We start from the raw sequence: 25986 nt of genomic DNA, 5'->3' as shown, positions 1-25986 counted from the left end.
CCATGGACGTCGTCGGGTTCTGGACCCGGTCGTGGACGAGTGACGACCCGGACGCGGTACGCAAACTGCTCGCGCCGGACGTCGAGGTGGAATGGAACCTCGACGCCCCGGTCGACGACGAGGAACTGCTCCAGGTGCAGCACCGGATCGCGGCCTTCGCCGATTCGGTGACGGTGACCGGGCAGACGGTGGCCGAGGACGGCACCGCGATCTTCTACGACCTCGCGGCACCGTTCGGCACGGCCCGGATGATCGAGTTCCTGGCCGTCTCGGCGGGCCGGATCACCGAGGTCCGTCAGGTCTACGACGTGACCTCGGTCGACCGCTACTTCCCCGGCCTCTACGCCAACTAGACCCGGTCGAGCAGGGCGAACAGCTCCACCCAGTGCCGCTGCTCGGCCTGCTGGTGGTACATCGCGGTGTCACTCATGGTGAAGCCGTGCGGGGCGCCCTCGTACACCTCCGAGGTGTAGGTGACGCCCTCCTGGTCCAGCGCCGCCTCGAACACCTTGATCTGGTCGGCGGTCATCGAGCTGTCGTTGTCGGCGTGCGCGAAGTAGAGCTCGCCGGTGACGCGGCCGACCGACAGGTGCGGGCTGTCCGGCGTGTCGGTGACGACCCCACCGGCGTGGAAGCTGGCCAGGGCCTTGATCCGGTCCGGGTGGGCCTCGATCGCCCGCAGGCCGTTGCGGCCGCCCATGCAGTAGCCGACGGCGACCACCGGCTCGTCGGCGACGCCCGGCTGAGCGGCGAGGAAGTCCAGGTAGGAACCGGTGTCGGCGGCAACCCGCTCGGCGGTCAGCTCCTGCATCATCGGGCCGAGGCGGCCGAAAGCGGCGCCGCGCTTCTCCGGGTCGTCCAGTTCCTCCGGGGTGACCAGCCGGCCGGACGCGCTGCGATAGAAAAGGTTCGGCACGAGTACGGCGTAGCCGCGGTCGGCGATCCGCTCGGCCATCTCCTGCAGCCGGGGCCGCAGACCGAACGCGTCCATGAAGAACAGCACGCCCGGGAAGGGACCGTCACCGTCCGGTTTGACGAGGTAAGCCTCGGCCGTGCCGTCCGCGGTCGGGATCTGCACTGTGGTGGTCTGCATCTAGGCCTCCTGCGCCCCGCATCATCGTTGATCAACCAAAACGTAACACCAACCGGGGAAGCACCCCCGCTCTCGCCGTACCCTGTCCTCCATGCCTCAACGTTTGCGCGCGGATGCGGAGCGCAACCGCACCTCTCTGCTGGGCGCGGCCCGAGAGGTGTTCGGCGAGCACGGTCTCGACGCGTCGCTCGACGAGATCGCCCGACGGGCCGGGGTCGGCAACGCCACCCTCTACCGCCGTTTCCCGACCCGGCGGGACCTGATCGCCGCCGTCTTCGCCGGGCAGATGTCCGAGTACGTCGAGCTGGCCGACCTCGCCATGCGGGAGCCCGACCCGTGGCAGGCGTTCGTCGGCTACCTGTCCCGGCTGTTCGAGTTGCAGGCCACCGACCGGGGCCTGTCCGAGCTTCTGGTCAGCTCGAGCTTCGACGACGACGCCCGGCTCGCCGAGCTGCGCACGGCCGCGCAACGGGGCGCCTCGGAGGTCATCGCGCGGGCGGTGGGGGCCGGGGTGCTGCGCGCCGACTTCACTCGGCGTGACCTCAGCCTCCTCATGCGGGCCAATGCGGGGGTCATCCAGCGCTCCGGGCCGGACGCCTGGCGACGTCAGCTCGAGCTCCTGCTCGGCGGTCTGGCCTCGCGATAGAGGCATTTAAGGATGTTTAAGGTCGCGTGAAGGTCAGTTAATTACCGGCCGGTTCAGAATTAGCTCCGTCGTCACCCCCCGCGATCGGAGTCATCCATGCAACGCAGCCGTCTGCGCCTCGCCATCTATGCCTCGGCGGCGGTCCTCGCCGTCGGCGGTGGCGTCGGGGCGGCCGTCGCGGCCACCACCCCGACCACCAAGGCCGCGGGCGTCCTCAGTGCGACCTTCACCAAGGACAGCGACTGGGGTTCGGGCTACCAGGCGAAGTACACGATCACGAACGGTACGGGCGCGGCCGTCGACGGCTGGCAACTCGTGTTCGGCCTGCCGTCGACCGCGAAGCTCGGCAGCTTCTGGGACGCGACGATCACCACCTCGGGCAGCACCGTCACGGCCAAGAACCCGGGTTACGCCCCGACGATCCCGGCCGGTGGCCGGGCCGAGTTCGGCTTCGTCGTGGCCGGCAGCGGCAGCCCGACCAGCTGCACCGTCAACGGCGCCTCCTGCGCGGGCGGCGGCACCACGACCGCCCCGACGACCGCCCCCACCAAGGCGCCGACCCCCCGGCCCAGCACCGCCGCGCCGACGACGGCGCCCACCACCAAGGCCCCGACGACGGCGCCGACCACCAACCCGCCGACGACCTCGGGGCCGTCGACCGGGGGCGTACTGGTCGCCCCGTACGTCGACATGGGTCTGCTCTCGAACGGCTCGACCACCCTGGCCCAGTTGGGCAGCAGCGGCAACGTCAAGTCGTTCAGCCTGGCGTTCGTGACGAGCGTCGGCTGCAAGGCGAGCTGGTTCAACGCCTTCGACCCGCGGCAGAAGCAGTTCGCCGACCAGATCGAGGCGGTCCGCGCGGCCGGCGGTGACGTGAAGGTGTCGTTCGGCGGCGCCACCGGCATCGAGCTCGCCCAGGCCTGCACCAGCGTCGGCGCGCTGCAGGCCGAATATCAGGCGGTCGTCTCGGCCTACCACCTGAAGTACATCGACCTGGACATCGAGGGCGCCGCGGTGGCCGACCCGACCACGATCGCCCGCCGCTCGGCCGCGCTCGCCGCCCTGCAGAAGGCCAACCCGGGTCTGAAGATCTCGCTGACCCTGCCGGTGCTGCCGGAGGGCCTGACCGCCGACGGCCTCAACGTGGTCAAGTCGGCCAAGAACGCCGGCGTCGCCCTCGACCTGGTCAACATCATGGCGATGGACTACGGCCGGGCCGGCCAGGACTACGGCGACCTAGCGATCCAGGCGGTAAAGAGCACCAAGGACCAGATCAAGCAGGTGTACGGGAACAGCGACGCGGCCGCTTTCCAGATGGTCGGCGTGACTCCGATGCTGGGGGTCAACGACGACCAGGGCAAGTTCCTGCCGAGCGACGCTCGTGACCTGATCGCCTTCGCCAACGCCAACCACCTCGGGTTCGTCTCCTACTGGGAGGCCAACCGCGACAAGAACGCCTGCACCGGCGCGCTCTTCCAGTGCACCAACGTGGCGCAGACGCCGTTCGAGTTCAGCAAGATCTTTGCCGGCTTCACCGGCTGAGAAGGCTTTCCTCGCATCCCCAGAAGGTAAGGAAACGCGGCTCCGGGTCCCCCCAACCCGGAGCCGCGTTTTCTATCCGAGGCCGCGACCGGCGGTGGCCAGCGCTTCCTCGGCCAGGTCCCACAGGGCGGTGCCAGGCGGTGCGTCGAGCCACATGTTCACCGAGACGCGCAGCGCCACCAGAAAGGTGGCGGCGGTCATCCGCGCGTGCACGCCGAGCGGGTCGGGCTCGGTCAGACGTTTCGCGACCTCGGCGGCGAGCTCCCGCTCCACCGCGGCGAAGGTCTGGGTCTGGGCCGCGAGCAAGGTCGGGTGGGTGCGCACGAGCCGGCCCTGCGCCACCCGCTGCGGGTCGAGCCCGCCGAGCTCCCGGTTGAAGTCGGCGGCCACCGCGGTGAGGGCGGCCCAGGGCGGTTCGCCGGCCGGCCTGGCGCGCACCGCGTCGAGCAGCCGCTGCACCCGTTGGAAGTCGCCGTACATCAACGCTTCCTCTTTGCTCCCGAAGTAGTTCGAGAACGTGCGCCGGGAGACGCCGGCGTCATCGGCGATCGCCTCGACGGTGATCCGGTCGAGGCCGTGGTCGATGGCGAGCCGGACCGCCGACTCGTGCAGGGCCTGCCGGGTGGCGGCCTTCTTGCGCTCGCGAAGCCCCGGCTCCGCCGTGGTGCTCATGGCATGAGCGTACCGGCGTGTGATTCGGTTCTCAATGTGAAAGATTGCGCAATGAGCAGCCTACCTCGATAGTTGTATGTGACACACACTCCGATGGAGGCCCGCTCGATGAGCTCCAAGCCAATGTCCCACCGCCAGATCATGGAGGCCCTCTCCGGCCTGCTGCTGGTGCTCTTCGTCGCGATGGCCAGCTCGACCATCGTCTCCACCGCCCTGCCCACGATCATCGGGGCGCTGGACGGCAGTCAGACCCAGTACACCTGGGTGGTCACCGCGAGCCTGCTGACCGCCACCGCGTCCACCCCGATCTGGGGCAAGCTCGCCGACCTGTTCAGCAAGAAGCTGCTGGTGCAGATCTCGATCGTGGTGTTCGTGCTCGGCTCGATGATCGCCGGCCTCGCCCAGACCGCGGGCCAGCTCATCGCCGCCCGCGCGTTCCAGGGCCTCGGCATGGGAGGCGTGCAGGCACTGGTCCAGGTCGCGATCGCCGCGATGATCCCGCCCCGGGAGCGTGGCCGCTACAACGGCTACCTCGGCGGGGTCATGGCCGTCGCCACCGTCGGCGGTCCGCTGCTCGGCGGGGTCATCGTCGACACCACGTGGCTCGGCTGGCGCTGGTGCTTCTACATCGGTGTGCCGATCGCCATCATCGCCCTGGTCGTCCTGCAGAAGACGCTGAACCTGAGCGTCCTCCGCCGCACCTCCGTGAAGATCGACTACTGGGGCGCCTCGCTGATCGCGGCGGGCGTCAGTGTCCTGCTGATCTGGGTGTCGTTCGTGGACAGCTCGTTCGCCTGGGTCTCCTGGCAGTCGGTCGTCATGCTCGGCGCCGGCCTGGCTCTTCTCGCGGCCGCCGTCTGGGTCGAGTCCCGGGTCGCCGAGCCGGTGGTTCCGCTGTCGATCGTCAAGACCCGCGGCACCGCCCTCGCGATCATCGCGAGCCTCGCGGTCGGCATGGCCATGTTCGGCGGCGCGGTCTTCCTCGGCCAGTACTTCCAGATCGGCCGCGGTTACTCGCCCACCGAGGCGGGCCTGCTCACCATCCCGATGATGGCGGGCGTGCTGGTCTCCTCCACGATCGCCGGCCGCATCATCAGCCGGACCGGGAAGATCAAGCCGTACATCGTCGCCGGCACCCTGGTGCTGGTCGCCGGGTTCGCCGGACTCTCGGTGCTCGACCACGAGACCCCGCTCTGGTACGTCGGCATCGCGATGGCCCTGGTCGGCATCGGTGTCGGCATGTCGATGCAGAACCTGGTGCTCTCGGTGCAGAACACGGTGTCCCTCAAGGACATCGGCGCGGCCAGCTCGACGGTGGCGTTCTTCCGCTCGCTGGGCGGCACGATCGGTGTCTCGGTGCTGGGCGCGGTGCTGGCCCACCGGGTCACCGACAACCTGACCCACCAGCTGGGCGCGTCGGCCGCCGCCCCGGGCGGGGGCAGCCTCAACATCGGCGCCCTGCCCGACTCGATCCAGCACGTGGTCCGCGCCGCCTACGGCGACGCGACCGGGCACATCTTCCTGATCTCGGCCGCGGTCGCGGCGGTCGGCGTGCTCGCCGCCCTCCTGATGAAGCCGACCGAGCTGCGCTCGACGGTCGACCTGGCCGCCGCGCCGGCCCCCGCCACGCCGGAGACCCCGGTTCCGGCGCTCACCCGCTGATCTCCGGTCCCTCGAGCGGCGTCCCACCTCGGTGGGGCGCCGCTTCGCTGTCGGCCGGATCACGTACTTGGGATCTTCCGCTGACACAGAGCTAGCCTTTCGGAACGGAGTGCTATTCGAGGGGTGGGAGTTGGACAGGTCTGACCGCGAGTCGCTGTCGGCCGCGCTGCTCGAGCTCGAGGACGAGATCAACTGGGACGCGGCCGGCATGCTCGAGCGGGCCACCCGGATCGAGCGGCAGGCCCGACAGCTCGGTGACGATCTGCTCGTCGCGCGGGCCCGGCTCAGCCAGGCCAACCTGCACATGCGGGCGGGTGACCTGGCCGGCGCGGCGCGGCGCATCTGGAAAGTGCACCAGTGGGCCGCCGAGCACGAGGCGCGGCAGCTGACCGCGCGCACCCACCTGGTCTGGGCCGGCATCCACCGGCACCTCGGCGACGTCGCCCAGTGCCTCGAACACTCGATCCTCAGCGTCGAGCTGCTCGACGACGACGCCACCGAGCACATGCGCATCTGGCATCGGGCCAAGCTGGCCGACGCGCTCAGCCTGGCCGGCTCGATGGATGCCGCGCGCCTGCGCTACCGGCAGGCGGCGGACCTCGCGCGCCGCCTGCGACGACCGGACCTGCAACTCGCGGTTCTCAACAACTATGCGTACGCCGAGTTCGCGGCCGGGCATCACGAAGAGGCGCAAAGCGTGGCGGCCTGGCTGCAACGCCATGCCGAGGCGCACGGATTCGAGCTCGATGCCGCGTTGCTCGACACGATCGGCGCGATCCAGATCGAGAACAGGCAGTACGCGACGGCCGAGCGGACGCTGCTCAGCTGCATCGACCGGCACTACGACGGCAACCAGGACGACGCCGACGCGCTCGCCGAATACCTGCTCACCCTGGCCCGGGCGCAGCGCTGCCTCGGCGCGTACGGCCGGGCTCAGCGCAGCCTCAACGCCTCCCGGCGCCTCTGCGCCGAGCGTGAGCTCGGGCATGTGCTCGTCAAAGTGCATCAGGAGCAGGCCGAGCTGTACGCGGCTCGCGGCGAGTTCGCCGAAGCGTTCGCGGCGCACAAGGACTTCTTTGCCGCGCACACCGAGCAGCATTCGTTGCGCCGGCAGGCACAGGCCCGTACCCGTCAGGCCATGTTCGAGACGGCCGAGGCCCGGCAGGAGGCCGAGCGGTTCCGCGAGCAGGCCCGCCGTGACCCGCTGACCGGCCTGCGCAACCGCCGGTTCCTCAACGAGCAGTTGCCCGGCCTGATCGAGTCCGACCCGGAGCTGACCGTGGCGATGGTCGACCTCGACCACTACAAGCGGATCAACGACCGGCTTTCGCACGAGGTCGGCGACCGGGTGCTGGTGCAGGTGGCGCGGCTGCTCGAGAGGGCCGCGGAGGACATCACGCCGGACGCGTTCGTGGTGCGGATGGGCGGTGAGGAGTTCCTGTTGGCGCTGCCGCAGACCCCCGCCGGGCGGGCGACGGCGGCTCTCGACGAGCTAAGGCAAACGATCAAGGGGCACGACTGGGAACCGCTCACGGCCGGTCTTCCGGTGACGGTGAGCATCGGTGTCGCGTGCGTCGGTGATTTCGTCGAGCCGGCGCAGATCACCCTGCTGTCCACTGCCGACCGTCATCTGTACGCCGCCAAACACGGCGGACGCGACCGGGTCGTGTCGTCCGTAACCGATTCCGGGCAGGGGAGCCGAGCGCCGGCCGCCTGACTTGCGACTCCGCCGGGTAGCCGGCGATCGAGCAACGTGAATGACCGCCCCCGCCGCGAGCGGCTACCCTTACCACTCCGGGGGACATGCTTGGGGAGGACTGGGTCGTGGGCAACGAGGTTGCGCCGCCAGGGGTCAACATCAATGTGCCGCACTCCGCCCGCATCTACGACTACTGGCTCGGCGGCAAGGACAACTTCGCCGTCGATCGGGCGGTCGGCGAGGCAATGATCAAAGCGATCCCGGGCATGCGTTACATGGCCGGGGAAAACCGCAAGTTCGTTCACCGGGTGGCCCGCGATCTGGTCGCCGAGCAGGGCATCAAGCAGTTCCTCGACATCGGCACCGGCATCCCGACCCGGCCCAACCTGCACGAGATCGCCCAGCGGGTCGACCGGTCGGCCCGGGTGGTCTATGTGGACAACGACCCCATCGTCCTGGTGCACGCGCGGGCCCTGATGATCAGCACGCCGGCGGGCCGCAGCGAGTACGTCTCGGCCGACCTCCGCGACCCGCAGTCGATCCTCGACGAGCCGACCCTCAAGGACACGCTCGCCTTCGACGAGCCGATCGGGCTCACCCTGATCGCGATCCTGATGCTGCTGGCCGACGCCGAGGACCCGTGGGCGATGGTCGAGGCGCTGCGCGACCGCATGCCGTCGGGCAGTTGCTTGGCGATCACCCACCCGACCGCCGATTTCGCCCCGGACGAGGTCAACCAGGCGGTCAGCGCCGCGACGAGCGCCGGTATGACGCTGGTGGCCCGCTCACACGACGCGGTCCGCCGCTTCTTCGGCGACTGGGAGTTGCTCGAGCCGGGCCTGGTGCCGGTGTCGAGCTGGCGCCCCGACTCGGCGGTGGACAATCCGGAAGCCGCCTATTACTGGGCCGGCGTGGCCCGCAAGCCGTAAGCCGCCGCCCACGGGGCCAGGCTTCAGCCGGGCCAGGGTTCCCGCAGGGCCGGGGCTTGCGCAGAGCCGGGGCTTGCGCAGGGCCGGAGCTTGCGCAGGGCCGGGGCTTGCGCAGGGCCGGGGGTTCCGCAGAGCCGGGGCTTGCGCAGGGCCGGGGGGGGGGAGCGGTTTAGGCGGGGGCCAGAGGCGAGCGGGCCCCTGGCCCCCGGTTATCGGGGGGCAAAGTCTCGTCGGTAAGGCTTGGGGACCGGTCGAGCGGCCCGGCACGGGGGAACCGGACCGCCCGACCGGCCGTCGGGCGGCGCCCCTTCGCCGGGGCGCCCTGCGGGTGTGGCGACGTCACACCCGCAGTCGTGGTCGCTTTCGAGCCAGTGGGGCCGGCAGTCGCTCCGCACGGATCAGGACTTGCCGGCGACCGGCCGCGTGGCCTGCCGAATCGATCTCCTCGGCCTCGGCTTCCAGCCAGACCGCGCCGTCACGCACGACCGAGCTTGCCCACTCGACGTGCACGATGCGTAACCGGAGGCTGCCGGAGCCGTCGCGATAGTCCGACTCGGCGAATTCCTGGGTGGCCCATCGGGGCTGCCGGGCCAGGAGCCGGCCACCGCGGAAGATCAGCGCGGTCGGCACCGGAACGGGTGGACCCGGCAGCCGCCCGGCACGTCGGCTCCGTCCGCAGCGGACATAGTCAAGCGCGCGCGTCGGAATCACCGTCCTCAGCCGACGGACCGGACTCGATCACCCTGGCGTTGGGGCGGGTCAAGGCATACCTGACCCCGCCGAATCGGTGGGTGACGGTGCTCGCACGCGCGGTGGCGGCGCTCACCTCGTCAGTCGGTGACTCGTCCCGGTAGACAAGCGCCGGGTTGCCCCGCCGGTGTGACTCCACACCGTCGGGATCGCCCTGGTCAGCGTGCTCCGGTCCGATATTGGGAATCGACATGCTCGTTACCTCTCGCTCAAGACGCCCCCGCCAAGGAGCCCCGCTTGAGGCCGCGAACGTCGTTTCCGCGACCGACCCGTCACTTAAAGATGTCACCCTAAGTGACACCCGAACCTATCGTACGTGCGTTATCATGCTCACAATCCCGTGAGTACGCAAGGCCAAATGCACGTGCATTTGCACAACGTGTGATCTGGCCGTCGCCACGAGAGACCGCCGTCTCCGGGCGATCCCCGACCGGAGCAAACCAAGGGAGTTTCGAATGAACGCGGTTAACGGCATCCCGGCCGGCCAGTTGGACGGTGTCACCTGGCAGAAGAGCCGGCGGAGCAACCCCAGCGGCAACTGCGTCGAGTGCGCGGTGCTGCCGGGCGGCGATGTCGCAGTTCGCAACTCGCGGGACCCCGAAGGCCCGGCCCTGATCTATACGCCGGCCGAGATCGAGGCTTTCCTCGGCGGAGTTCGCGACGGCGACTTCGACAACCTGCTCGCCTGATTCGGCTCGATAGAAAGAACTCAGGCCCGCCGTGGACGGCGGGCCTGAGTGTTGTTCGGCGGGCTCTAGGCCGGGCGGCCGACCTCGTTCAGGAGCTTGCCGAGGATTTCCGGCGTGTGGTTGGGCGGCTCGGCGTCGATGCAGACCCGTTCCATGGCCATCGCGTACTGGTCGACGTCCTCGCGCTTGTCGAGGTAGATCGCGCTGGTCAGCTGCTCGACGTAGACCACGTCGGGCAACTCGGGCTCGGGGAAGCGCAGGATGGCGAACGGGCCACCCGCCGCGGCGTGACCACCGGCGTGGAACGGGATGATCTGCAGGCGGACGTTCGGCTTCTTGGCGGCGTCGATCAGGAACTCGATCTGCGCCCTCATCACGTCGATGCCGCCGATCGGGCGGCGCAGCACGGCCTCGTCGATGACGGCCCACAGCTGCGGCGCGTCGGGCCGGTCGAGAACCTGCTGGCGCTGGCGGCGGAGCTCGACCCGGCGGTCCATCTCCTCCGGCGTGACGCCGGCGTGGCCGAGCATGATGACGGCCCGCGCGTAGTCCGGCGTCTGCAGCAGACCCGGGACGAACTGGATCTCATAGGTGCGGATCAGCGAGGCCGCGGCCTCCAGGCCGAGGTAGGACTGGAACCAGCCGGGGAGGATGTCGCTGAACTGCTGCCACCAGCCCGGGTTGTTGGCCTGCCGGGCCAGGGTGAGCAGCGCCTCGCGCTCCTCGGAGTCGTTGACACCGTAGAGGGTCAACAGATCGGCGACGTCGCGCTCCTTGAAGCTGACCCGACCGAGCTCCATGCGGCTGATCTTCGAGCCCGACGCCCGGATCTCCCAGCCCGCATCTTCCCTGCTGATGGCCTTGGCCTCACGCAAGCGACGGAGTTGGGCGCCGAGCAGGATGCGCAGCACGGTCGGGCCACTGCCCGGTGCCTCCTCCTGCGAACCCGCGCTCACCTGACTCCTCGCATCACTGTTTCGGGCTGCCGGTCGCAGTCCCTAAGCATCCTAAAGGGGAGATCGTCCACAACGAAACAGCACCAGCTTATCTCCGGAGGGTGACGCTCGAGGCGTCCGCGAGAGGCAAATGCACGTGCATCCGGCCTTGCGAACGCCTCTGTCGGCGAGGATGATAGCGGACACACAAGCACCACCTGCTGACACACATGCGTACTAACTGCTGACACAGCGTGCTGTTCTCGGCCTACACGTGCGGCTGGGTGGCGATCATCGCCGACCTGACTACCGAGTCTCCGAGACCTGGGAGGGCCATCTCGATGTCCACGGCACCGACGTCCCCACCTCCGCCCACCACGCCGACAGTCGCCCCGCCGCAGCGGGATCCGGCCGATGTAGCGCCCGCCGACAGCTACCATCCGGCCGACCGGGTCTGGGTCTATCGAGACGGATGGCGGGCCGGTGTCATCGAGGCCGCTTCGCCCCGGGCCGTGACCGTGACCTATCGCCCCGGCGCCCATCGCGGCACCGGAGTCGACACGTTCACCGCCCCCTACGTGAGCGTGCGCTCCTCGGACGACCCGCTCGATCGGCGCGGCGACCGCAACCTCGTCGGCCGGCGCATGACCCCCGCGGGCCTCCCCGTGCGAGGTTCGGCGGCATGACCGATGCGGTGACCGTGGCGGCCATCGTCGGCCTGCTCAGTCTCCTCAGCGGCGTAGCCCTGGGATGGTATTTGCGGCGAACCAACGACTGGTGCCCGGCCTGTGGCGACCAGCTTGCGTGTGAGGGGTGCGGTGCGGGTGCGGCCTGGCCCAAGCACCCGGTGACCTCCACCAGCCCGCACTGAACCATCCAACCCTTCGAGCCGGCGCATGAGCGCCGGCTCTTTTTGTCGTTCGGGTCCCCGATCGGGTGAATCTCAATAGCCGCAACAACCGCATTGGTCACTCAGCGTGACCTTTTCGCGGTTCGCAGGGCCGCACGGCGGAGGCTATTCCCCCAAAGGGTCGATATTGAAGTTGTCACGGAACACGTTCGCCGGGTCGTACTGCCTCTTCAGAGCCCGCAGCCTGCCCAAAATCGCCGGTGGCCACGCCTCCGCGAGGCGTTCCGGGCTCTGGTCGGTTTCGAACGAGAGATACAGACCGCGGATGTACGGGGTCATTTCCGCCCACGCGGCGTCCAATCTCGACTTCGATGCCCCGAATGCGACCACTGAGAAGTTCGCCGCTCGGTGCGAATACGCCGTGGCATCCGCCGGCACGTCGGCCACCGCACCGCCCACCGACCTGATCTGGAAGAAATAGGCAGTGCCCGAGTTGACCAGGGCCGCGGCCGCCCGGCAGAACTCCGGGGTGAGGTGGTCGACCAGACCGGAACGAGCCACCGGGTCACCCTGGCCGTCGTGCTGGGCATCCGGCACATTCATCACGCCGGCGTAGGGCAGCACCTGAACCTGCTGGTCCAGCAGCGGCGCGAGCTGCGCGATCGGGGTGAGCCGGTCGATGATCGTGTCCGGAGTGGACGAGTCGACCACCCCGTACACCTGGGCGAGAGACTGCCCGCGCCGCGGCGCACCGACGATGATGTTGGTCGTCAGGTCCCGCGGGGCCGCCTCCATCGCCGCACCCCACCGCTCCAGCAGGCCCGCGGTGTCCGAGGCATCGAAGACGAACTGCCCGAAACCGACCTCTCCCACCTCGTCGACCTGGAACTCGAATGACGTGACGATGCCGAAGTTCGCACCCGCTCCACGTATCGCCCAGAACAGCTCCGGATGCTCGGTCTCGCTGACCCGCACCCGCGTGCCGTCGGCCAGCACCAGGTCGGCGGCGCGCAAGTGATCGATGGTGAGGCCGTGCTCGCGGGCCAGCCAGCCGATGCCGCCCGCCGTCGCCAGCCCGCCGACGCCGACGCCGCCGTAATCGCCGCTCGACAACGCCCACCCGTGCGGGGCGAGCGCGGTCGCCACGTCTTTCCAGCGCGCGCCGGCCTCGACCCGGACGAGTCGCTGTTCCTCGGAGAGAACCGAGATGTCGCGCATCTCGGACAGGTCGATCACGATGCCACCGTCGTTCGTGGAGCGTCCGCTGATGCCGTGGCCGGCGCTGCGTACGGCCAGTGGCACCTTCTGCTCCCGGGCAAAGGCGAGCGCCGTCACCACCTGGTCGACGTCACGCGCCTTGATCACCAGGCCGGGCGAACCGCCGCGCATGTAGGTGGACCGGACTTTCGCGTACCCGAAATCGCCCGGCTCGACAGCCGTCAGCGAATCGGGAAGAGCCTCGTAATCGATGCCCTCGCGGCGTGCCGCAAGCGCGGCAGCGCTGCGCACCGGCCCGGCCGGCACACCGGCCGCCGACCGGGCCCGGGCCACCCCCGCGCGCACCGCCGGGATCACCTCGGTGGCGAACTGTTCCAGCTCATAAGGGTCGTCCGTGCCGAGGATCAGGGTGCCGACGCCGTCCTCGAGGATCAGCGACAGCAGCTCGTCCACCGTCTTGCCGGTAGGGATGTTCAGCAGCCGGCGGATCTCCCGCGGGTCGCGCCCGGCCGCCGCGGCCGCCGCGTCGATGATCTCGTTACCGCGCGCCAGGTCCCCAGGCTTGAGGTAGCTGAGGGAGGGCAGCCACCCGTCCGCCTTCGCCCCGACGAGCCGCAGCATCCGCGGCTTGTAGGCGCCCAGCCAGATCGGCACCTCATGGGCCGGGGCCGGGCCGCGTTTGGCGCCCTGGAGCTGGAAATACTTACCGTCGACCCGCAGCTGGGAGCGCTTGTCGACCCGCCAGATCTCGCGGATCACGTCGATCGCCTCGGCGAGTTGCTCGACCGACTCGGCGGGCGTACGCCGCGGGAAGCCCATCGCCACCATCGCGTCCCAGAACGCGCCGGCGCCCAGGCCCAGCGCCAGCCGCCCGTCCGACAGCAGGTCGAGCGAGGCCGCCGCCCGGGCCAGCACCGGCGCCGGCCGCATCGGCACGTTCAAGACGTTGCCGGCGATCGTGATCGTCGACGTCTGCGCGGCGACCCAGGTCAGAAGGGTCCAGGTGTCCAGAAAACCGGCCTGGTACGGGTGATCCTGGAAGGTGACCAGGTCGAAGCCGAGCTGCTCGCTGAGCTGGGCACGGGTGACCGCGGCCGCCGGCGGGTCGTTGACCGGCGTGATGAATGTTCCGAACTCGATGGCGTGCCCATAATCCACAAGGTCGAGCCTAGGTGCGCGTCGTGGCCGATTTCCTGCGTCCCGCACCACATGACGATCGCTCAGTGGTCCGCGTCACGCTGGGTCTCCTTGAGGGCCTCGACCTCGGCTCGCAACTTACGGATCTCGTGCAACAGCAGGACCATGTCGGCCCGGGTCGCAGCGCCGGTCGGGCGGTCGGCATCCGACAGCCGGTCGACGATCCAGCTGGCGAGCGATCCGGTGGTGAAGCCGATCAGACCGAGACCACCGATCATGAGCGCCACCGCCACCAGCCGGCCCTCCACCGTCTCCGGATAGAGATCGCCGTACCCGACCGTGGTGATCGTGCAGATCGCCCACCACAGCGCCTGCGGGTAGGAGGTGATCGTGCTGTCCGGATGCCCCCGCTCGGCGTCCAGCACGGCCAACGCCGCGATCAGCACGATCAGCACGGTCGCCGAGATCACGTAGACCGCCAGCCGCCCCCGCGTCCAGGCAACCGCATGCCGATTGAGCACGCGCAACGCATTGAGCAGACGTAACGCACGCAACGGACGTAACACCGGAAGGATCAGAACAGCCAGGTCGAACCAATGCGTACGGATAAATCGGGTTTTGTGCTTGGCCAGCCGCAAGCGGATCAGATATTCGACGAGGAAGATCGACCAGATCACCACATCGGCCAGCTCGCAGGCCCGCCGCCAGGCCGGATCCAGGCCCGGGTCAAGAACCGGCAGGGCATAGACGCCGATGAAAAGCAGGGAAAGACCGGTCAAGGGGTACGCCGTCGCGTGCTCCCAGCCCCGGAGGCGTTCCTCTTCCACGATCGCAGCTTGCCTTGTGAATGTGTTCCCTGTTGGGCAGATGGCGAACGTGGGCGTTTCGCGGGTTAGGCGAGGGGCACCTTCTGCCCGTCGGGAAGTCACAGGAGGTGGTCCCCCGTGCTCGAACCGAACGAAAAGGCCATGTTCGACAGCCTGGTCAACGGCCTGCGGACGAACGACCCCGGGTTCACGCGCCGCATCGACAGGCTGGCGCGGCCCAAGCGCAACCTCTACCTGGTGCTCGCCATTCTGCTCTGGACAGCCGCCCCGATATGCATTGTCTTCGGCGGATGGACCGGCCTGTTTCTGGCCCTGGTGGGCGTGGCCTACGGCCTGCACCTCATGTCGAAGCGGGGCGGCATCACCGGCGCAGCCGTCTGGCCCGCCCCACGGCGCCGCCCCGGAGTCTCGAACTAGCCGTCAACGCCAGGTGTCGCCGGTCAGCCGCTCGTACACCTCGATGTAGCGGTTGCGGGTGGCCTCGACGACCTCTTCGGGAACCTCCGGCCCCGGCGCGGTGCGATCCCAGTCGAGCTTGCTCGACCAGTCCCGCAGGAACTGCTTGTCGAGGTACCGCTGGGTGCTGCCCGGCTTCCACTCGTCCGCCGACCAGAACCGCGACGAGTCCGGCGTGAGCAGCTCATCCCCGAGCTTCAGGGTGCCGTCCTTCGCGTACCCAAGCTCGATCTTGGTATCCGCGATGATGATCCCCTTCCCGGCCGCGATCTCCTGGCCCTTCCGGTAGATCTCGAGCGTGACGCTCCGCAGCTCCTCCGCCGCCTCCGCACCGACCTTGGCCTGCACCTCGGCAAAGGTGATGAACTCGTCGTGCCCCTCACCGACAGCCGCCTTGGTGGTCGGCGTGTAGATCGGCTCCGGAAGCTGCGAACCCTCGATCAGCCCGTCCGGCAGCGGGATGCCGGTGATCGCCTTCTCCCGCTCGTACTCCTTGAGGCCCGACCCGGCCAGATAACCCCGAGCGATGCACTCCACCATCACCATGTCGAGGCGCTCACACCGAATCGCCCGGCCGGCCCACTCGACGGGGACGTCGGTGCTGGAGATGACGTGGTTCGGGATGACGTCGCTGAGCTGCTCGAACCACCAGAGCGAGAGCTGGGTGAGGATCTTCCCCTTGTCCGGGATCGGGGTGGGCAGGATGACGTCGTAGATCGAGATCCGATCCGAGGTGACCAGAAGCAGGTCCTCCCCGTCGGCGTAGACGTCCCGAACCTTCCCCGAGTGCAACAGCTCCACGTGATCCCCTTCGCGGTACTTCGTCGGAATGTGCAGCTTTTACGCTAGCCGACTGCCTGATTCGCTCCGCTAAGTGATAGCTCAGAGAGATCCGCGGACTGCGTCCCGCGCAGCTGGAGGTAGGCGCCGATACGCGCTCCACACCCGTTCTAGAGGCGTAGAGCCCCTACGATCGGCCTCGGTCCATCGACGGAAGCGCTGGCGATCGCGATCATCGAGCGCTTCATAGCTAGCGAGAACTTCATCTGCCCTGGCCGGTTCGCCGCCGGAGCCCGAGTGGCAACGCTTGCACTCGGTGACCAGGCTATTCGTCGTCTGACCGTCAGGAAGGACAGTTGACCTTTGAACCACCGAAAGTAAGGCCGTCTGATTGGGATCGTCAAGGTAGGAGTCACCTGCGGCCACACCGCATTGGGTGCACATGTGTGAGTCTCGAGCAAGAACGCTCGTCTTTTCCTTAGCCGAAAACCGCCTCTCCGGTGCGGCCGCCCGGCGCGCCGACTGCTCCCAGACGGGCACGCCCGCGCCAACGAAGCGCTGATCTTCCCGTAAGAGAGTGGCGTCATCGGCGCTAGTCCTGATTACCCAGCCAAACTTCCGTAGATCACGCATACGACGATCGGCCTGCGCGACCCCGGGAAAGGACTGGCGGAGATGCTCCTTGGTGAAGGTGTTGCCTACGCCAACTTCCTGCATCAGCCAGAGGGCACATCGTTGCATCGTTCCGCCCTTAAACGCTTGGTCATCCCACCTTGGTAGATCCACAACCACACATCCCGTACTAAAATCGGACGACACACCTCGACGAACCACTGCCATCAACGCCAACAGTGCTGACATCATGCATCAGTCAATCCGGCAGGTAAGCGCGGGAGGCTTCAGTAATGTCGAACTTCGGAACCCCACCCGAAGGCGAGAAAATTCGGACGCTTGTCGAGGAGCGTGTGCGCCAGGCAACCCTGGAGAACGGGGCGAAGGTTACGATCGACTGGCGTGACGAACAGAGACACCTCCCGGTCATCTCTATGCCGACCGACATGGTCTACTTCAATCCCGACACTCACCGTATCCGTGCCCAGCGCAGCCTTGACCGGGAACGGACTTTTGAGCTAGAGAAGGCACCCTGGAGCGAGGTATCTCAGCAGTACCTCCACCATCTTCTAACACGCAAGCCGTCCAATCCGGACCAGGTTGACCCAGACTACACCGCACTCTGCGAAGAGCTTGACGAATTTGGGCAAAAGGAACCCGGCATCATTAGTCCGGACGGAATTCTGGTGGATGGAAATACTCGGTGCGCCGCCTTAAGGGAACTCGGCGTCAAAAACATTCGAGTTGCTGTGCTGCCGATGGATACGTCCCGCCGAGACATCAACTCAGTCGAACTGTCACTCCAGCTTCGTCGAGACAAACGGCGTGATTACTCTTATATAAACCGGCTGATCGCAGTCGAGGAGGAGCTCGCAAGCGGTCTGCGTGAGGAGGACGTCGCACGGGCATTCAACATCAAGCCTCAGACCCTCCGGCAAGACCGATGGGTTTATCAGCTCATCAAAGAGGCGATCGACCGCAGCAGAACCGCAAAAGGAACTGCCCTGCGCGAAATCGACTTCGAAGATCACCAAGAAAAGCTCCGCGAGCTCCAGCGCGATTATTCGAAGCTCGTAAGGACTAATCCCGATGCTGCCGAACAGCTCAAAGAGACGCGCCTCTCGATGGTAGTACTGAACTATCCGAAGACCTCGGTGCGACTCGCAGAATCTGACTTTTACGGTAAATATCTCGATTCCCGGCTTCCGGACGGACTGCGTCCCTCAAAGCAGGAAGCCGCAAGCATAGCGATCCCTGGCCTCGCCGGTGTCGTCGTGCCCGGAGCCTCGGTTGCTGCCACCACCACACGCGCATTGACCGATTCGCTGCTACGTGCGAGTGCCGCAGCGAAGGCTGGCGGTAAACTCAAGCCTGCTGAAGTGGCCGAAACAGATAGTCTAATCAAGACGGCCCGTAGTACTTTCGACATTGCCGTCAAGATGGCCGGCCAGAACGCTCAACTTCAGAAGCGCCAGGTCGCGGTGACTGAGCGAGTCACCGACGCTGCCGACTACCTCAACCAATGTGGCGCTGAGTTCGCCGAGGCCCGCGCAAAGCATGCCCTCGACGAAGAGGCATTTGACGACGCCCTGATCACACTACGTGACAGCCTGGCCCGGCTGGCTAGACAGGCTGGACGTGCTTTTGATACGCCTGGTGACGGCGTGAAGTGGCTTCTCGACTCGACTCGGAACCCGTTGAGCCGATGACCGTGCTTGAACCAAGCCTCCATGTCGAGTTCGGAGATTCTGCTGGCAAGGCGCGTCTACGTGCCCGCCCGGGATGTGAGGATGATCTGCGGCGGCTCGCACTTCGTTTCCAAAGCAGCACTCAGCGATTGCCCGGCACGATTGACCTTGAGCTCGATGAATTGCTGACGAATCTTGCTTGCCTAGGAACATGGCCGGAACCTGGCACAGTCGTGTGGGAACCAAAACTTGCCCAGCTGGCGACGGATTCCGCAAGAGACGCGCATTCCGTTGCCGAACGACTTGACCACCAGTCTGTGCAACCAGCGGAGGTCTCCCCTGGCCAGATCGACGAACTGCTTGGCCCCAACTGGGTCGGCGACCTCACGGACTTCCAGCGGCGGGACATCGCCCACCTGCTTTCGCTTCGCCACGGTGCGAACTTCTCGGTGCCGGGGGCAGGCAAGACCAGGGTCAGCCTGGCTGTTTTCGAGGCCCTTCGGCGTTCGGGCCACATCGAGCGGCTTCTCATAGTAGGCCCGAAATCCTGCTACGACGCGTGGATGTACGAAAACGTGGTATGCCTCAAGGCACCGCTGCGTATGGCGGTCTACGACCGTAGCCCGGATCCCGCCGCCGAGGCGTTCATCATCAACTACGAACGCCTCACTAGCTCTGTCAACGAGCTCGGCACCTGGCTCGGTTCTCGCAAGTCGGTTCTGATCCTCGACGAGGCTCACCGTATGAAGCTCGGAGCAGACGGCATCTATGGATCTGCCTGCTTAGCACTCGGCCCGATCGCCGATCATCGACTAATTCTCACCGGCACGCCGGCGCCAAACGGCGCGAGGGACCTTGAGAATCTCTTTAGCTTTGTCTGGCCTGGGCATGGACGGGCGAAGGTCATTCAAACAGTTGGCGGTGGTGACCTTGTCAAAGCCAGCCAGGTACTCCGACCGCTCTTTGCTAGGACCACAAAGACTGAACTTGGCTTGCCGCCAGTGACGGTGCGACTGCGTGTTGTTCAGATGCCCCCTCTTCATCGGGAGATCTACGACGCCCTCTTAGGGCGGTTTTCGGCTCGGGTGGCCAACGCGGAGGCAGACTTCCAGACCCTCGGCAAGATCGTCGTATACATGTTGATGGCAGCTACAAGTCCGGCCTTGTTAGCGGTGGGAACTACCCGGCATGACCCACTCGCCTATCAAGTTCCGCCCCTCGCGGTTCCTGAAGATGCGCCACTCTTCCAAATCATGCGGGATCTCCCCGCCTACGAGACGTCCCCGAAGTATCAGGAAGTCCTAGCAATCGTCGCCGAGAATGCTGCCGCTGGACGCAAGACACTTGTGTGGTCAACGTTCATCCGAAGCCTTAATACGCTGATGCAAATGCTGCAGGAGTTCCAGCCTGCACTGGTCCACGGTGGAACGCTTGACCGTGAGGGGGAGATCGAGCGCTTCCGGAGCGACCCGACATGCATGGTTTTGCTTTCCAACCCGGCAACGCTGGGCGAAGGAATCAGCCTGCACAAGGAGTGCCACGATGCGATCTACGTCGATCGAAGCTTCGCCGCCGGACAGTTCCTCCAGAGTATCGACCGCATTCACCGTCTCGGCCTCGCACCTGGCGTTGAGACACGAGTGACCATCTTGGCCGCCGAAGAAACCATTGACGATGTGGTCGAACATCGCCTTGGCGAGAAGCTGCGCTTCATGGGAATCATCTTGGACGATCCCGCAGTTCGGGTGCTTGCAGATCTCGCTGGAGAGCCCACGGTGGGTAGTGAAATTGAGGCCAGCGACCTGCGGGCAATTATGGGCCATCTCCATGCCAATCCCTCCTGAGCCGACGCTGCGAGCAGCGGTTCGCTGGCTGGAACGGCTGCCCCAGTCTGGCGTCGCACGTTGCCGCGCTCTCTTCACCAACCATCGCGACTTCAGCGACCTGACACCGACCCAGTACGAGGTCGCTTATGCTTGGTTAGCGACGACCGGACTACTCGATAGCCTAGTTGGCCCGGACGCGCCTGCGCAGCGTGTCTTCACCTCGGCGATCAGCACAGGCGGAACGACGTGGCTACAAGATTTCGATGTACTGGTCCGCACTGTTGACGAGCTTCCCGAAGATGCTCTGCTCGCGGCCGAAGCATTGGGTATCAGCCGACCTAAGGCGTTCGAACATGTCTCGGCGCTGTGGGGGAAGGTTGACACTGAGGAGCGCGCCCGGATCGGGTTGGCCGGCGAGCTTGCCTTGTTCCGGCTGATCAAAGCGAACGTTCCCGGCGACGTAACACACGTCGCTGCAAACTGCGATGGACTCGGCTACGATATTGCCGTTTCTTCTCCTACCGCAAACGCCCTAATTGAAGTCAAATCGACGCGGCGACAATCACGCGCCACGATTTACCTGTCTCGCAACGAGTTCGAAACCATGCGTCGGGAGCCGACGTGGACATTAGTCCTCTTACGACTTGACATAGACATGGAAATAGTAGCTATTAACACTGTCACCAGGACGTGGATTGAGAAGGTGGCACCGATAGATAGTTCTATTTACGCTCGTTGGGAGACAGCGCGAATCGAAGTTTCACCTGACCAAATTCGACGCGGCATAATTGCCTTGCCAGACAATATTAGCCTACTCTGATTAGCCCCTGAACCACGCAGCAACGCTGTATCAGCGCAACCGCACTACGAGAGCGGCAGGCACGAATGCGAAAAGAACGTGACGACCTTAGTCGCATCCCCAACAATAAGCGCAGAAGAGAACACGGAGCAAGAATCTTGCTCGGTCCAGGACAAATTTGCCTGAACGACCGGGACGAGGCCCATGTCATAGAGACAGGCCAGGATGACGTTGACCTGAAGACGGTTCACTCCTGGATAGAAAATCGACAAGATTTCGCGTCAACCATTGGAGATGCTCTCGAAGATACCGTCTACTATGTTCTTGATTGTGCGCGCACCGGCCGATACGACCTGGGTGATCCTGACGTCGACAGCGACGAGAAGCGCGTGATCGGAACCAAGCTTCAGTACCACGTTCTTCAATACCTTGGCCTGCCAAAGAAGAAGCACCCTGACACCGAAATTGCGAGTGTTGATGTTGAGCTAAAAGGGACAATAGGTTCGAATTGGACTATCCCTCGCGAGGGTCAGTGCGGAATTACTCTCGCCATCCGGCTTGATATTGAAAAAAACACGCACGAGTCTTGGCTCATTCGCACTCATCGGGCTTGGCTCAACGACGGGATTAACAATGACGGCAAACGCACAATTAGCGCAGCTGCTCGCATTCGCTTTGGAATCAAACTCTATCCAGAAAAAAAGATGCGCGAAAACCCACTCAAGAGGCTGACTCCAGGCCAAGCCGCTAAGGTATTTGACAGCCGGGGCCAGGAGCCGAGACTAATAGACTTGTTCACATCACTTCCGGAGACGGTGATACCTCGACCGACAATACTTACCGTCTGCGCGGGCCGCAACGACCCGATCAACCGCGTTCGGAAGATCCGCAATACCATGCGAAACAACGGCTACGAGCTCTTATGCGGGACATGGATCGAGCACCGCAGAGTCGCCGAAGAGTTGGACCTGGACCTAAGCTCAGCCGCGTGGGCAGCTGTTCCTCTCGATAAACTAGATGAGAGCAGCAAGGCCACGATCCGCCGCGCTTATTCAGCGCGAAATTTCTCCTTTGAAGGAGGATCCGACGGCCTTCACTCTGAGCTCTCCGATCAAACAGCTCGCGAGAACTGAAACTAGTTCAGCGGTTCGCGCCCAAATTCTCATTGCCTAGCTAATATGGGACCGGTGCTTCTCGAACTGATCGTGTCGGCTGTGGTCGGCCTGCCCGATGAAGGCTTTGAAACCGCCCAGCTTGTAGGCAACGCCGGTCGCACGCTCTTGGATGTCGATGTCGAAATCCCGACTCAATAGGCTGATCCGTCGTTCGAGCTCTGGTGTATCCAGCACCCCACTCGCTCGGCTGAGCTGGTCGGCACTGACGAAATCAGTGGCTGCTCGCAAGGCTTTATAGATGGGATCCTGCTCAGATGGCTGGGGCGCAGTACGCGGGGCCTCACCCTTGAAGGCACGCATGATTGCTTCGCCCACGGCAGCCGCCACGGGCGGCGGAAACGCATTGCCGATCTGCCGGTACCGGGTGGTCTTGCGTCCCTGGAACTCCCACGGGAAGTCGTCAGACCAGCCCTGGATGCGGGCAACCATCTCGGTCGTCAGTTTCGGGCCCACCTCGAACTTGGCACCCGGGCCAGGAGGCGCATCAGCTACGCCCAAAGCGTCAACGCCCAGCTCTTTCCACGCACGTTTGGCGCGGGTTGGGCCGAGATCGGCGCCTCCATGCTTTTTGGAGCCGCCCACGATCGTTGGTGCGATCCGGTTGGCGCCCGCAGCCCATTTTTTGGCGTCCTCCCAGCCGCCTGCAGCCATCATCTCGCCGAGCGCCTCACCGACAGTGGGCGTCTTTTCGACTGGCTCCGGCCATTGGAAGTACGCGGCGTCGGCAGAGCGCATGGCAACCAGAACAAACCGAGGCCGCAGCTGGGGAACGCCGAAATCGGAAGCTTGGAGGAGTCTCCACGAAGCCACGTAACCCATGGATGCGAGGCGATCGAGCACATGCTGCCGATAGCCGGAGAAGCGCGGCATGCTCAACCCACGGACGTTCTCCAGGAGCAGAGCTCGTGGCTGCATAACATTGGCAAGTTCGACAGCCCAGGCAAAGAGATCGCGTTCGTCGGTCGCTCCGAGCTGCTTACCCGCAATGGTGAAGGGAGGGCAGGGGACACCTCCCGCCAGCAGAGCGACCTTCTGGTACTTCTTTGGATCCCAAACGTCACGACTGGCCACGTCGCCGTGTGCGACTTTCCAGGAAGGCCTGTTGTGCTCAAGGGTGCTCACGGCATGGGCATCGAGCTCAACGGCAAGTGTGTGCTCAAAACCTGCCTTCTCTAGCCCAAGAGCCTGGCCGCCGGCTCCGGCGCAGATCTCAACTACATCGTGACTGGCCACAAGGCATCCTTCCTGGGTGAGGCACGCGCGAACTGTTGCGGAGTATCTTGCCTCAAGCACTGAGGCAGCTGCGCGTCCGAGGTAGTGAGGGGATGGTCGTGTCGTCAGGTGACCCTGAAGAGCGACGACGGCAAGCTCATACGAAGGCTCTATATCCGGCCCCGCTGAACCCGGGCCGGTCTCGCAACATGCAAGCCAACCGTCGGAGCAACACCAAGCCCGAACTGGCGCTTCGCACGGCGCTTCACCGTCTTGGCTATCGCTATCGCAAGGATCTGCTCCTCAAGTTACCCGATGCACGAGTACGCCCGGACATCGTCTTCACGAGGCGAAAGGTCGCCGTGTTTGTCGATGGATGCTTTTGGCACGTCTGCCCAGAACATGGTCGGCAGCCAACCACGAACGAGTGGTACTGGGCGCCTAAACTCCGGCGGAACATGGAACGTGACGGCCTAGCTAATAAGGCCCTAGGCGAGGCGGGTTGGAAGGTTATTCGCATCTGGGAACATGAGCCGCTTGACGGAGCTCTCGCGGCCGTGCGCTCAGCATTGGACTGATCGAACATACGTACGATACTACCTTGCAGTGGTCGCTTGTCTAGCCCAAAACGGACAGGTGTTCGCCCTTGGACCTTGGTCGATACCGGCCTTGCCGTCTAGGGTCATCGCTCATGTCCAATGATGCCGCCCTCGACCAGGTGGTCGCGATCTTGCGTGAGCTAGATCCCACCGGTGGTCAGACAGCGCAGGTTCTCCGGGAAACGCTCGATCAGATTTATGACGGGCAGCGTACCGGCCGCTACAGCATCGACAGGCTAGCGAAGACAGAGCGTACGCACATCGGCTCACTTGTCGAGATCAATCTTCAGCGCCGCTTCAAGTTCGCGGATGGCATCGATCTGGACTTCTCCATCGCGGGTCACGATGTAGACGCGAAGTACTCGATGCGCTTCGGTGGCTGGATGATCCCGGTGGAGGCTCAAAGCAAGCTTTGCCTGCTACTCCACGCCGATGATCTGGCAACCGTGTGGTCACTAGGCGTGATCCGTGCAGACATTTCAATCCTAAATGCTCCAAACAGGGACCTGAAGCGCACCATCAACGTCGCAGGGCTTGCCAGAGCCTCTTGGCTCTTCCGCGAAGCTCGACTGCCGGAGAACACGCTGCTCCGACTCTCGCTCACCGATCAGGCAGCCATCATGTCTAAGCCGCCTGGGCGGCATCGAGTGGCGGAGCTGATGCGCCGCGCTGAAGGCCGCGTGGTCAACCGAGCGTCGGTTGAAGCCACAGCTCAGCAAAAGGACAGCATGAAGCGGGCTCGAGCTAATGGTGGCGCGGCCGACATCCTCGCACCCGAGGGGTTCCTTCTGCTCAGTGGTATACGTGTGGCCGCCCAGGCGGCCGCCATCGACCTGGGCTTGCCGGTGCCGAAGTCAGGCAATTTTGTGCCGATCAGGGTCCATCCAGCAGAGCGTGATTATGAGGGAGCAACTGCCCGAATCGACGGCATGGTCATTCGGCTGTGGCAGCCTGGCGACCGTAGCTTTAACACGCAATCACTGTCAGTGTGGCTTAATAGGCGTTTGCCAAGAATCCAGGGCAATCTTGAGGACGATTAGTCTCGGCGGCGTCAGAGGTTAGGGCGCGAAGCTCGACAACTCGCCGTCGTTGAGGATGTAGAGGCGGCCGCCGGTGGGGATCTGCCGTCCCGCCAAGGGTGTCGCCTGGGTCAGGATGGCGCCGGTGGTCGGGGACAAGACTGGGCCGCCCGTGTAGAGCAGCCCGCCCGCGCGCACCGGCTGACCGGCGGGGGTCGGCAGGCGGCGCGACCATAGGGGGCGGCCGGTTGAGGCGGTCAAGGCATCGACGGTCTGGTCTTCGGTTCGGTAGACGCGGCGACCGTCGGTGGCGACCGACTCGGAAGCTTTGCCCTTGGCGGTCCACATGACGGCGCCGGAAGTGGCGTTCACGGCGGACATCGCGGTGCCGTTGGTGACCAGGAAGCGGGCGGCGTCGGGGGTGGCGGCCTGAGCCTGCCAAACGCCGGGTTTCGTCCACAAGAGAGCGCCGGTGGTCACCGACAGGGCGGAGGTGGTGTTTCCGTTGGTGGCCAGGGTTCGGCCATCGGCGGAGACGGCGGAACCGATGAAATCGACGCGCTTCCAGACCTGTTTGCCGTCGGACACCCGGTAGCCGGTGGTGGCCGTCTCGTCCGAGGGGGATTCGCCGGAGATCACGACCATGCCCTTGTCGACGACCACCGAATGGATCGGCATGTCGGACTCCAGTTGCCAGCGAACCTTTCCGGTGGACAGGTCCAGGGCCAGCAGGCGGCCGTCGGGATCGCTGTTGGAATTGCAGTCGCCGTCGGCCGCGACAAGCGTGTTGCCCGAGACGGCCATGACGGCGGCGTCGGAGTCCATCGGGTCGTCCCAATTGAAGCGCCACGCGGGGGTGCCGGTGAACGCCTGGTAAGCGGAAATGCCGAGTTCGTCGGTGGCGATTACCCGGCCGCCGGCGACTATCGGGGGCATGAAGCCGCCGCAGGAGGCGTCGCTGTCCCGCAATTTCACCGACCAGCGCTGGGTGAGTCCGTCGATGGTGGCGGCGTTGACGGCCGATTCCGCGGGATTGTAGTAGCTGTCTTCGGCGTCGAAGCCCGGGTGCTCCCAGCCGACGGAGCCGGCCGCGTCAGCCGAGGTCACCGGGGCGACGGCCAAGGCGAAGGACAGGACCACTGCTTGGGTACGGCGTAAAGCAGTCAAGATG

General features: G+C 65.5%; 26 protein-coding genes. 15 read left to right on the top strand and 11 right to left on the bottom strand.

Translation table 11 applies throughout. The features are described 5' to 3' along the window. Positions 1-2 precede the first annotated feature (2 nt). Positions 3-353 carry a hypothetical protein gene (locus Afe05nite_RS19355; protein ID WP_203818526.1) on the top strand — a complete coding sequence of 117 codons (351 nt, stop codon included), beginning with the start codon at positions 3-5 and terminating at the stop codon, positions 351-353. Here Afe05nite_RS19355 and Afe05nite_RS19350 read toward each other — a convergent pair. Further along, positions 350-1093, bottom strand: coding sequence for a dienelactone hydrolase family protein (locus Afe05nite_RS19350; protein WP_203818525.1), 744 nt, complete (start codon positions 1091-1093; stop codon positions 350-352). The genes Afe05nite_RS19355 and Afe05nite_RS19350 overlap by 4 nt on opposite strands. A gap of 91 nt (positions 1094-1184) precedes the next feature. Between Afe05nite_RS19350 and Afe05nite_RS19345 the strand changes: the two genes are divergently transcribed. Continuing rightward, positions 1185-1739, top strand: a complete 555-nt coding sequence (locus Afe05nite_RS19345) for a TetR/AcrR family transcriptional regulator (RefSeq protein ID WP_203818524.1) — start codon at positions 1185-1187, stop codon at positions 1737-1739. Positions 1740-1835: 96 nt separating this feature from the next. Next, a complete protein-coding gene (locus Afe05nite_RS19340) occupies positions 1836-3281 on the top strand; it encodes a cellulose binding domain-containing protein (protein ID WP_203818523.1) in 1446 nt (481 codons plus the stop codon). 72 nt (positions 3282-3353) lie between these two features. Here Afe05nite_RS19340 and Afe05nite_RS19335 read toward each other — a convergent pair whose 3' ends face one another. Then, positions 3354-3953, bottom strand: coding sequence for a TetR/AcrR family transcriptional regulator (locus tag Afe05nite_RS19335; RefSeq protein ID WP_203818522.1), 600 nt, complete (start codon positions 3951-3953; stop codon positions 3354-3356). A 108-nt stretch (positions 3954-4061) separates the two neighbouring features. Between Afe05nite_RS19335 and Afe05nite_RS19330 the strand changes: the two genes are divergently transcribed. From Afe05nite_RS19330 to Afe05nite_RS19320, 3 genes are all read left to right on the top strand, one after another. Then, positions 4062-5615 (top strand): MDR family MFS transporter, encoded by a 1554-nt coding sequence (locus Afe05nite_RS19330; RefSeq protein ID WP_239117977.1) that lies wholly within the window; start codon positions 4062-4064, stop codon positions 5613-5615. Positions 5616-5745: 130 nt separating this feature from the next. After that, positions 5746-7332: a GGDEF domain-containing protein gene (locus Afe05nite_RS19325; protein WP_239117976.1), complete on the top strand. Its 1587-nt coding sequence runs from the start codon at positions 5746-5748 to the stop codon at positions 7330-7332. Between the two features lie 107 nt (positions 7333-7439). Next, positions 7440-8243 (top strand): SAM-dependent methyltransferase, encoded by an 804-nt coding sequence (locus tag Afe05nite_RS19320; protein ID WP_275407489.1) that lies wholly within the window; start codon positions 7440-7442, stop codon positions 8241-8243. A gap of 339 nt (positions 8244-8582) precedes the next feature. On the opposite strand, the gene Afe05nite_RS19315 is transcribed toward Afe05nite_RS19320, so the two are convergent. Continuing rightward, positions 8583-8873, bottom strand: a complete 291-nt coding sequence (locus Afe05nite_RS19315; protein ID WP_203818520.1) for a hypothetical protein — start codon at positions 8871-8873, stop codon at positions 8583-8585. A 58-nt stretch (positions 8874-8931) separates the two neighbouring features. Next, positions 8932-9186 carry a hypothetical protein gene (locus Afe05nite_RS19310; RefSeq protein WP_203818519.1) on the bottom strand — a complete coding sequence of 85 codons (255 nt, stop codon included), beginning with the start codon at positions 9184-9186 and terminating at the stop codon, positions 8932-8934. Positions 9187-9448: 262 nt separating this feature from the next. Here Afe05nite_RS19310 and Afe05nite_RS19305 point away from each other — a divergent pair, with 262 nt between their 5' ends. After that, positions 9449-9682 carry a DUF397 domain-containing protein gene (locus tag Afe05nite_RS19305; protein ID WP_203818518.1) on the top strand — a complete coding sequence of 78 codons (234 nt, stop codon included), beginning with the start codon at positions 9449-9451 and terminating at the stop codon, positions 9680-9682. A 65-nt stretch (positions 9683-9747) separates the two neighbouring features. Here Afe05nite_RS19305 and Afe05nite_RS19300 read toward each other — a convergent pair whose 3' ends face one another. After that, positions 9748-10638 carry a Sco1979 family transcriptional regulator gene (locus Afe05nite_RS19300; RefSeq protein ID WP_203818517.1) on the bottom strand — a complete coding sequence of 297 codons (891 nt, stop codon included), beginning with the start codon at positions 10636-10638 and terminating at the stop codon, positions 9748-9750. A 320-nt stretch (positions 10639-10958) separates the two neighbouring features. On the opposite strand from Afe05nite_RS19300, the gene Afe05nite_RS19295 reads away from it, so the two are divergent. Continuing rightward, positions 10959-11303, top strand: coding sequence for a hypothetical protein (locus tag Afe05nite_RS19295; protein ID WP_203818516.1), 345 nt, complete (start codon positions 10959-10961; stop codon positions 11301-11303). 329 nt (positions 11304-11632) lie between these two features. Here the strand turns inward: Afe05nite_RS19295 and Afe05nite_RS19290 are convergent, their stop codons facing one another. Together Afe05nite_RS19290 and Afe05nite_RS19285 are read right to left on the bottom strand one after the other, a co-directional pair. After that, positions 11633-13843 (bottom strand): LLM class flavin-dependent oxidoreductase, encoded by a 2211-nt coding sequence (locus tag Afe05nite_RS19290; RefSeq protein ID WP_239117975.1) that lies wholly within the window; start codon positions 13841-13843, stop codon positions 11633-11635. A gap of 62 nt (positions 13844-13905) precedes the next feature. Then, positions 13906-14652 carry a potassium channel family protein gene (locus tag Afe05nite_RS19285; protein WP_203818557.1) on the bottom strand — a complete coding sequence of 249 codons (747 nt, stop codon included), beginning with the start codon at positions 14650-14652 and terminating at the stop codon, positions 13906-13908. Between the two features lie 114 nt (positions 14653-14766). Between Afe05nite_RS19285 and Afe05nite_RS19280 the strand changes: the two genes are divergently transcribed. Continuing rightward, the gene (locus tag Afe05nite_RS19280) at positions 14767-15066 is read left to right on the top strand and encodes a DUF3040 domain-containing protein (protein WP_203818515.1); all 300 of its coding nucleotides are present in this window, start codon (positions 14767-14769) and stop codon (positions 15064-15066) included. Positions 15067-15069: 3 nt separating this feature from the next. On the opposite strand, the gene Afe05nite_RS19275 is transcribed toward Afe05nite_RS19280, so the two are convergent. Then, on the bottom strand, positions 15070-15906 hold the full coding sequence (locus tag Afe05nite_RS19275) for a phosphoribosylaminoimidazolesuccinocarboxamide synthase (protein WP_203818514.1): 837 nt from the start codon (positions 15904-15906) through the stop codon (positions 15070-15072). Between the two features lie 81 nt (positions 15907-15987). Next, positions 15988-16626, bottom strand: coding sequence for a KpnI family restriction enzyme N-terminal domain-containing protein (locus Afe05nite_RS45225; RefSeq protein ID WP_498371344.1), 639 nt, complete (start codon positions 16624-16626; stop codon positions 15988-15990). A 164-nt stretch (positions 16627-16790) separates the two neighbouring features. Here Afe05nite_RS45225 and Afe05nite_RS19270 point away from each other — a divergent pair, with 164 nt between their 5' ends. The 4 genes from Afe05nite_RS19270 (at position 16791) to Afe05nite_RS19255 (ending at position 21943) form a co-directional block, all read left to right on the top strand. Next, positions 16791-18206 (top strand): ParB/RepB/Spo0J family partition protein, encoded by a 1416-nt coding sequence (locus tag Afe05nite_RS19270; RefSeq protein WP_203818513.1) that lies wholly within the window; start codon positions 16791-16793, stop codon positions 18204-18206. After that, positions 18203-20029: a DEAD/DEAH box helicase gene (locus tag Afe05nite_RS19265; RefSeq protein ID WP_203818512.1), complete on the top strand. Its 1827-nt coding sequence runs from the start codon at positions 18203-18205 to the stop codon at positions 20027-20029. The genes Afe05nite_RS19270 and Afe05nite_RS19265 overlap by 4 nt, the downstream gene beginning before the upstream one ends. Continuing rightward, positions 20013-20831: a protein NO VEIN domain-containing protein gene (locus Afe05nite_RS19260; RefSeq protein WP_203818511.1), complete on the top strand. Its 819-nt coding sequence runs from the start codon at positions 20013-20015 to the stop codon at positions 20829-20831. Before Afe05nite_RS19265 ends, Afe05nite_RS19260 begins: the two co-directional genes overlap by 17 nt. A gap of 65 nt (positions 20832-20896) precedes the next feature. Further along, complete coding sequence (locus tag Afe05nite_RS19255) at positions 20897-21943, top strand: NaeI family type II restriction endonuclease (RefSeq protein ID WP_203818510.1); 1047 nt, start codon at positions 20897-20899, stop codon at positions 21941-21943. Between the two features lie 36 nt (positions 21944-21979). On the opposite strand, the gene Afe05nite_RS19250 is transcribed toward Afe05nite_RS19255, so the two are convergent. Continuing rightward, positions 21980-23218 (bottom strand): DNA cytosine methyltransferase, encoded by a 1239-nt coding sequence (locus tag Afe05nite_RS19250; protein ID WP_203818509.1) that lies wholly within the window; start codon positions 23216-23218, stop codon positions 21980-21982. A 92-nt stretch (positions 23219-23310) separates the two neighbouring features. Here Afe05nite_RS19250 and Afe05nite_RS19245 point away from each other — a divergent pair, with 92 nt between their 5' ends. Beyond that, the gene (locus Afe05nite_RS19245; RefSeq protein WP_275407488.1) at positions 23311-23775 is read left to right on the top strand and encodes a very short patch repair endonuclease; all 465 of its coding nucleotides are present in this window, start codon (positions 23311-23313) and stop codon (positions 23773-23775) included. A gap of 113 nt (positions 23776-23888) precedes the next feature. Continuing rightward, complete coding sequence (locus tag Afe05nite_RS19240) at positions 23889-24836, top strand: NaeI family type II restriction endonuclease (RefSeq protein WP_203818507.1); 948 nt, start codon at positions 23889-23891, stop codon at positions 24834-24836. Between the two features lie 18 nt (positions 24837-24854). Here Afe05nite_RS19240 and Afe05nite_RS19235 read toward each other — a convergent pair whose 3' ends face one another. Continuing rightward, positions 24855-25982, bottom strand: a complete 1128-nt coding sequence (locus Afe05nite_RS19235) for an outer membrane protein assembly factor BamB family protein (protein ID WP_203818506.1) — start codon at positions 25980-25982, stop codon at positions 24855-24857. Positions 25983-25986: the final 4 nt, after the last annotated feature.

The organism is Paractinoplanes ferrugineus, assembly GCF_016862195.1.
GTDB classification, from domain to species: domain Bacteria; phylum Actinomycetota; class Actinomycetes; order Mycobacteriales; family Micromonosporaceae; genus Actinoplanes; species Actinoplanes ferrugineus.
Note: the sequence above shows the minus strand (reverse complement) of the source record. Positions and strands in the feature narration are given on the sequence as shown.

Excerpts from the sequence above, each read along its gene's own strand:
- Afe05nite_RS19355 (WP_203818526.1), top strand. The coding sequence starts at position 3 with ATGGACGTCGTCGGGTTCTGGACCCGGTCGTGGACGAGTGACGACCCG.
- Afe05nite_RS19350 (WP_203818525.1), bottom strand. The coding sequence starts at position 1,093 with ATGCAGACCACCACAGTGCAGATCCCGACCGCGGACGGCACGGCCGAG.
- Afe05nite_RS19345 (WP_203818524.1), top strand. The coding sequence starts at position 1,185 with ATGCCTCAACGTTTGCGCGCGGATGCGGAGCGCAACCGCACCTCTCTG.
- Afe05nite_RS19340 (WP_203818523.1), top strand. The coding sequence starts at position 1,836 with ATGCAACGCAGCCGTCTGCGCCTCGCCATCTATGCCTCGGCGGCGGTC.
- Afe05nite_RS19335 (WP_203818522.1), bottom strand. The coding sequence starts at position 3,953 with ATGAGCACCACGGCGGAGCCGGGGCTTCGCGAGCGCAAGAAGGCCGCC.
- Afe05nite_RS19330 (WP_239117977.1), top strand. The coding sequence starts at position 4,062 with ATGAGCTCCAAGCCAATGTCCCACCGCCAGATCATGGAGGCCCTCTCC.
- Afe05nite_RS19310 (WP_203818519.1), bottom strand. The coding sequence starts at position 9,186 with ATGTCGATTCCCAATATCGGACCGGAGCACGCTGACCAGGGCGATCCC.
- Afe05nite_RS19305 (WP_203818518.1), top strand. The coding sequence starts at position 9,449 with ATGAACGCGGTTAACGGCATCCCGGCCGGCCAGTTGGACGGTGTCACC.
- Afe05nite_RS19295 (WP_203818516.1), top strand. The coding sequence starts at position 10,959 with ATGTCCACGGCACCGACGTCCCCACCTCCGCCCACCACGCCGACAGTC.
- Afe05nite_RS45225 (WP_498371344.1), bottom strand. The coding sequence starts at position 16,626 with ATGCAACGATGTGCCCTCTGGCTGATGCAGGAAGTTGGCGTAGGCAAC.
- Afe05nite_RS19270 (WP_203818513.1), top strand. The coding sequence starts at position 16,791 with ATGTCGAACTTCGGAACCCCACCCGAAGGCGAGAAAATTCGGACGCTT.
- Afe05nite_RS19265 (WP_203818512.1), top strand. The coding sequence starts at position 18,203 with ATGACCGTGCTTGAACCAAGCCTCCATGTCGAGTTCGGAGATTCTGCT.
- Afe05nite_RS19260 (WP_203818511.1), top strand. The coding sequence starts at position 20,013 with ATGCCAATCCCTCCTGAGCCGACGCTGCGAGCAGCGGTTCGCTGGCTG.
- Afe05nite_RS19255 (WP_203818510.1), top strand. The coding sequence starts at position 20,897 with ATGCGAAAAGAACGTGACGACCTTAGTCGCATCCCCAACAATAAGCGC.
- Afe05nite_RS19245 (WP_275407488.1), top strand. The coding sequence starts at position 23,311 with ATGGTCGTGTCGTCAGGTGACCCTGAAGAGCGACGACGGCAAGCTCAT.
- Afe05nite_RS19240 (WP_203818507.1), top strand. The coding sequence starts at position 23,889 with ATGTCCAATGATGCCGCCCTCGACCAGGTGGTCGCGATCTTGCGTGAG.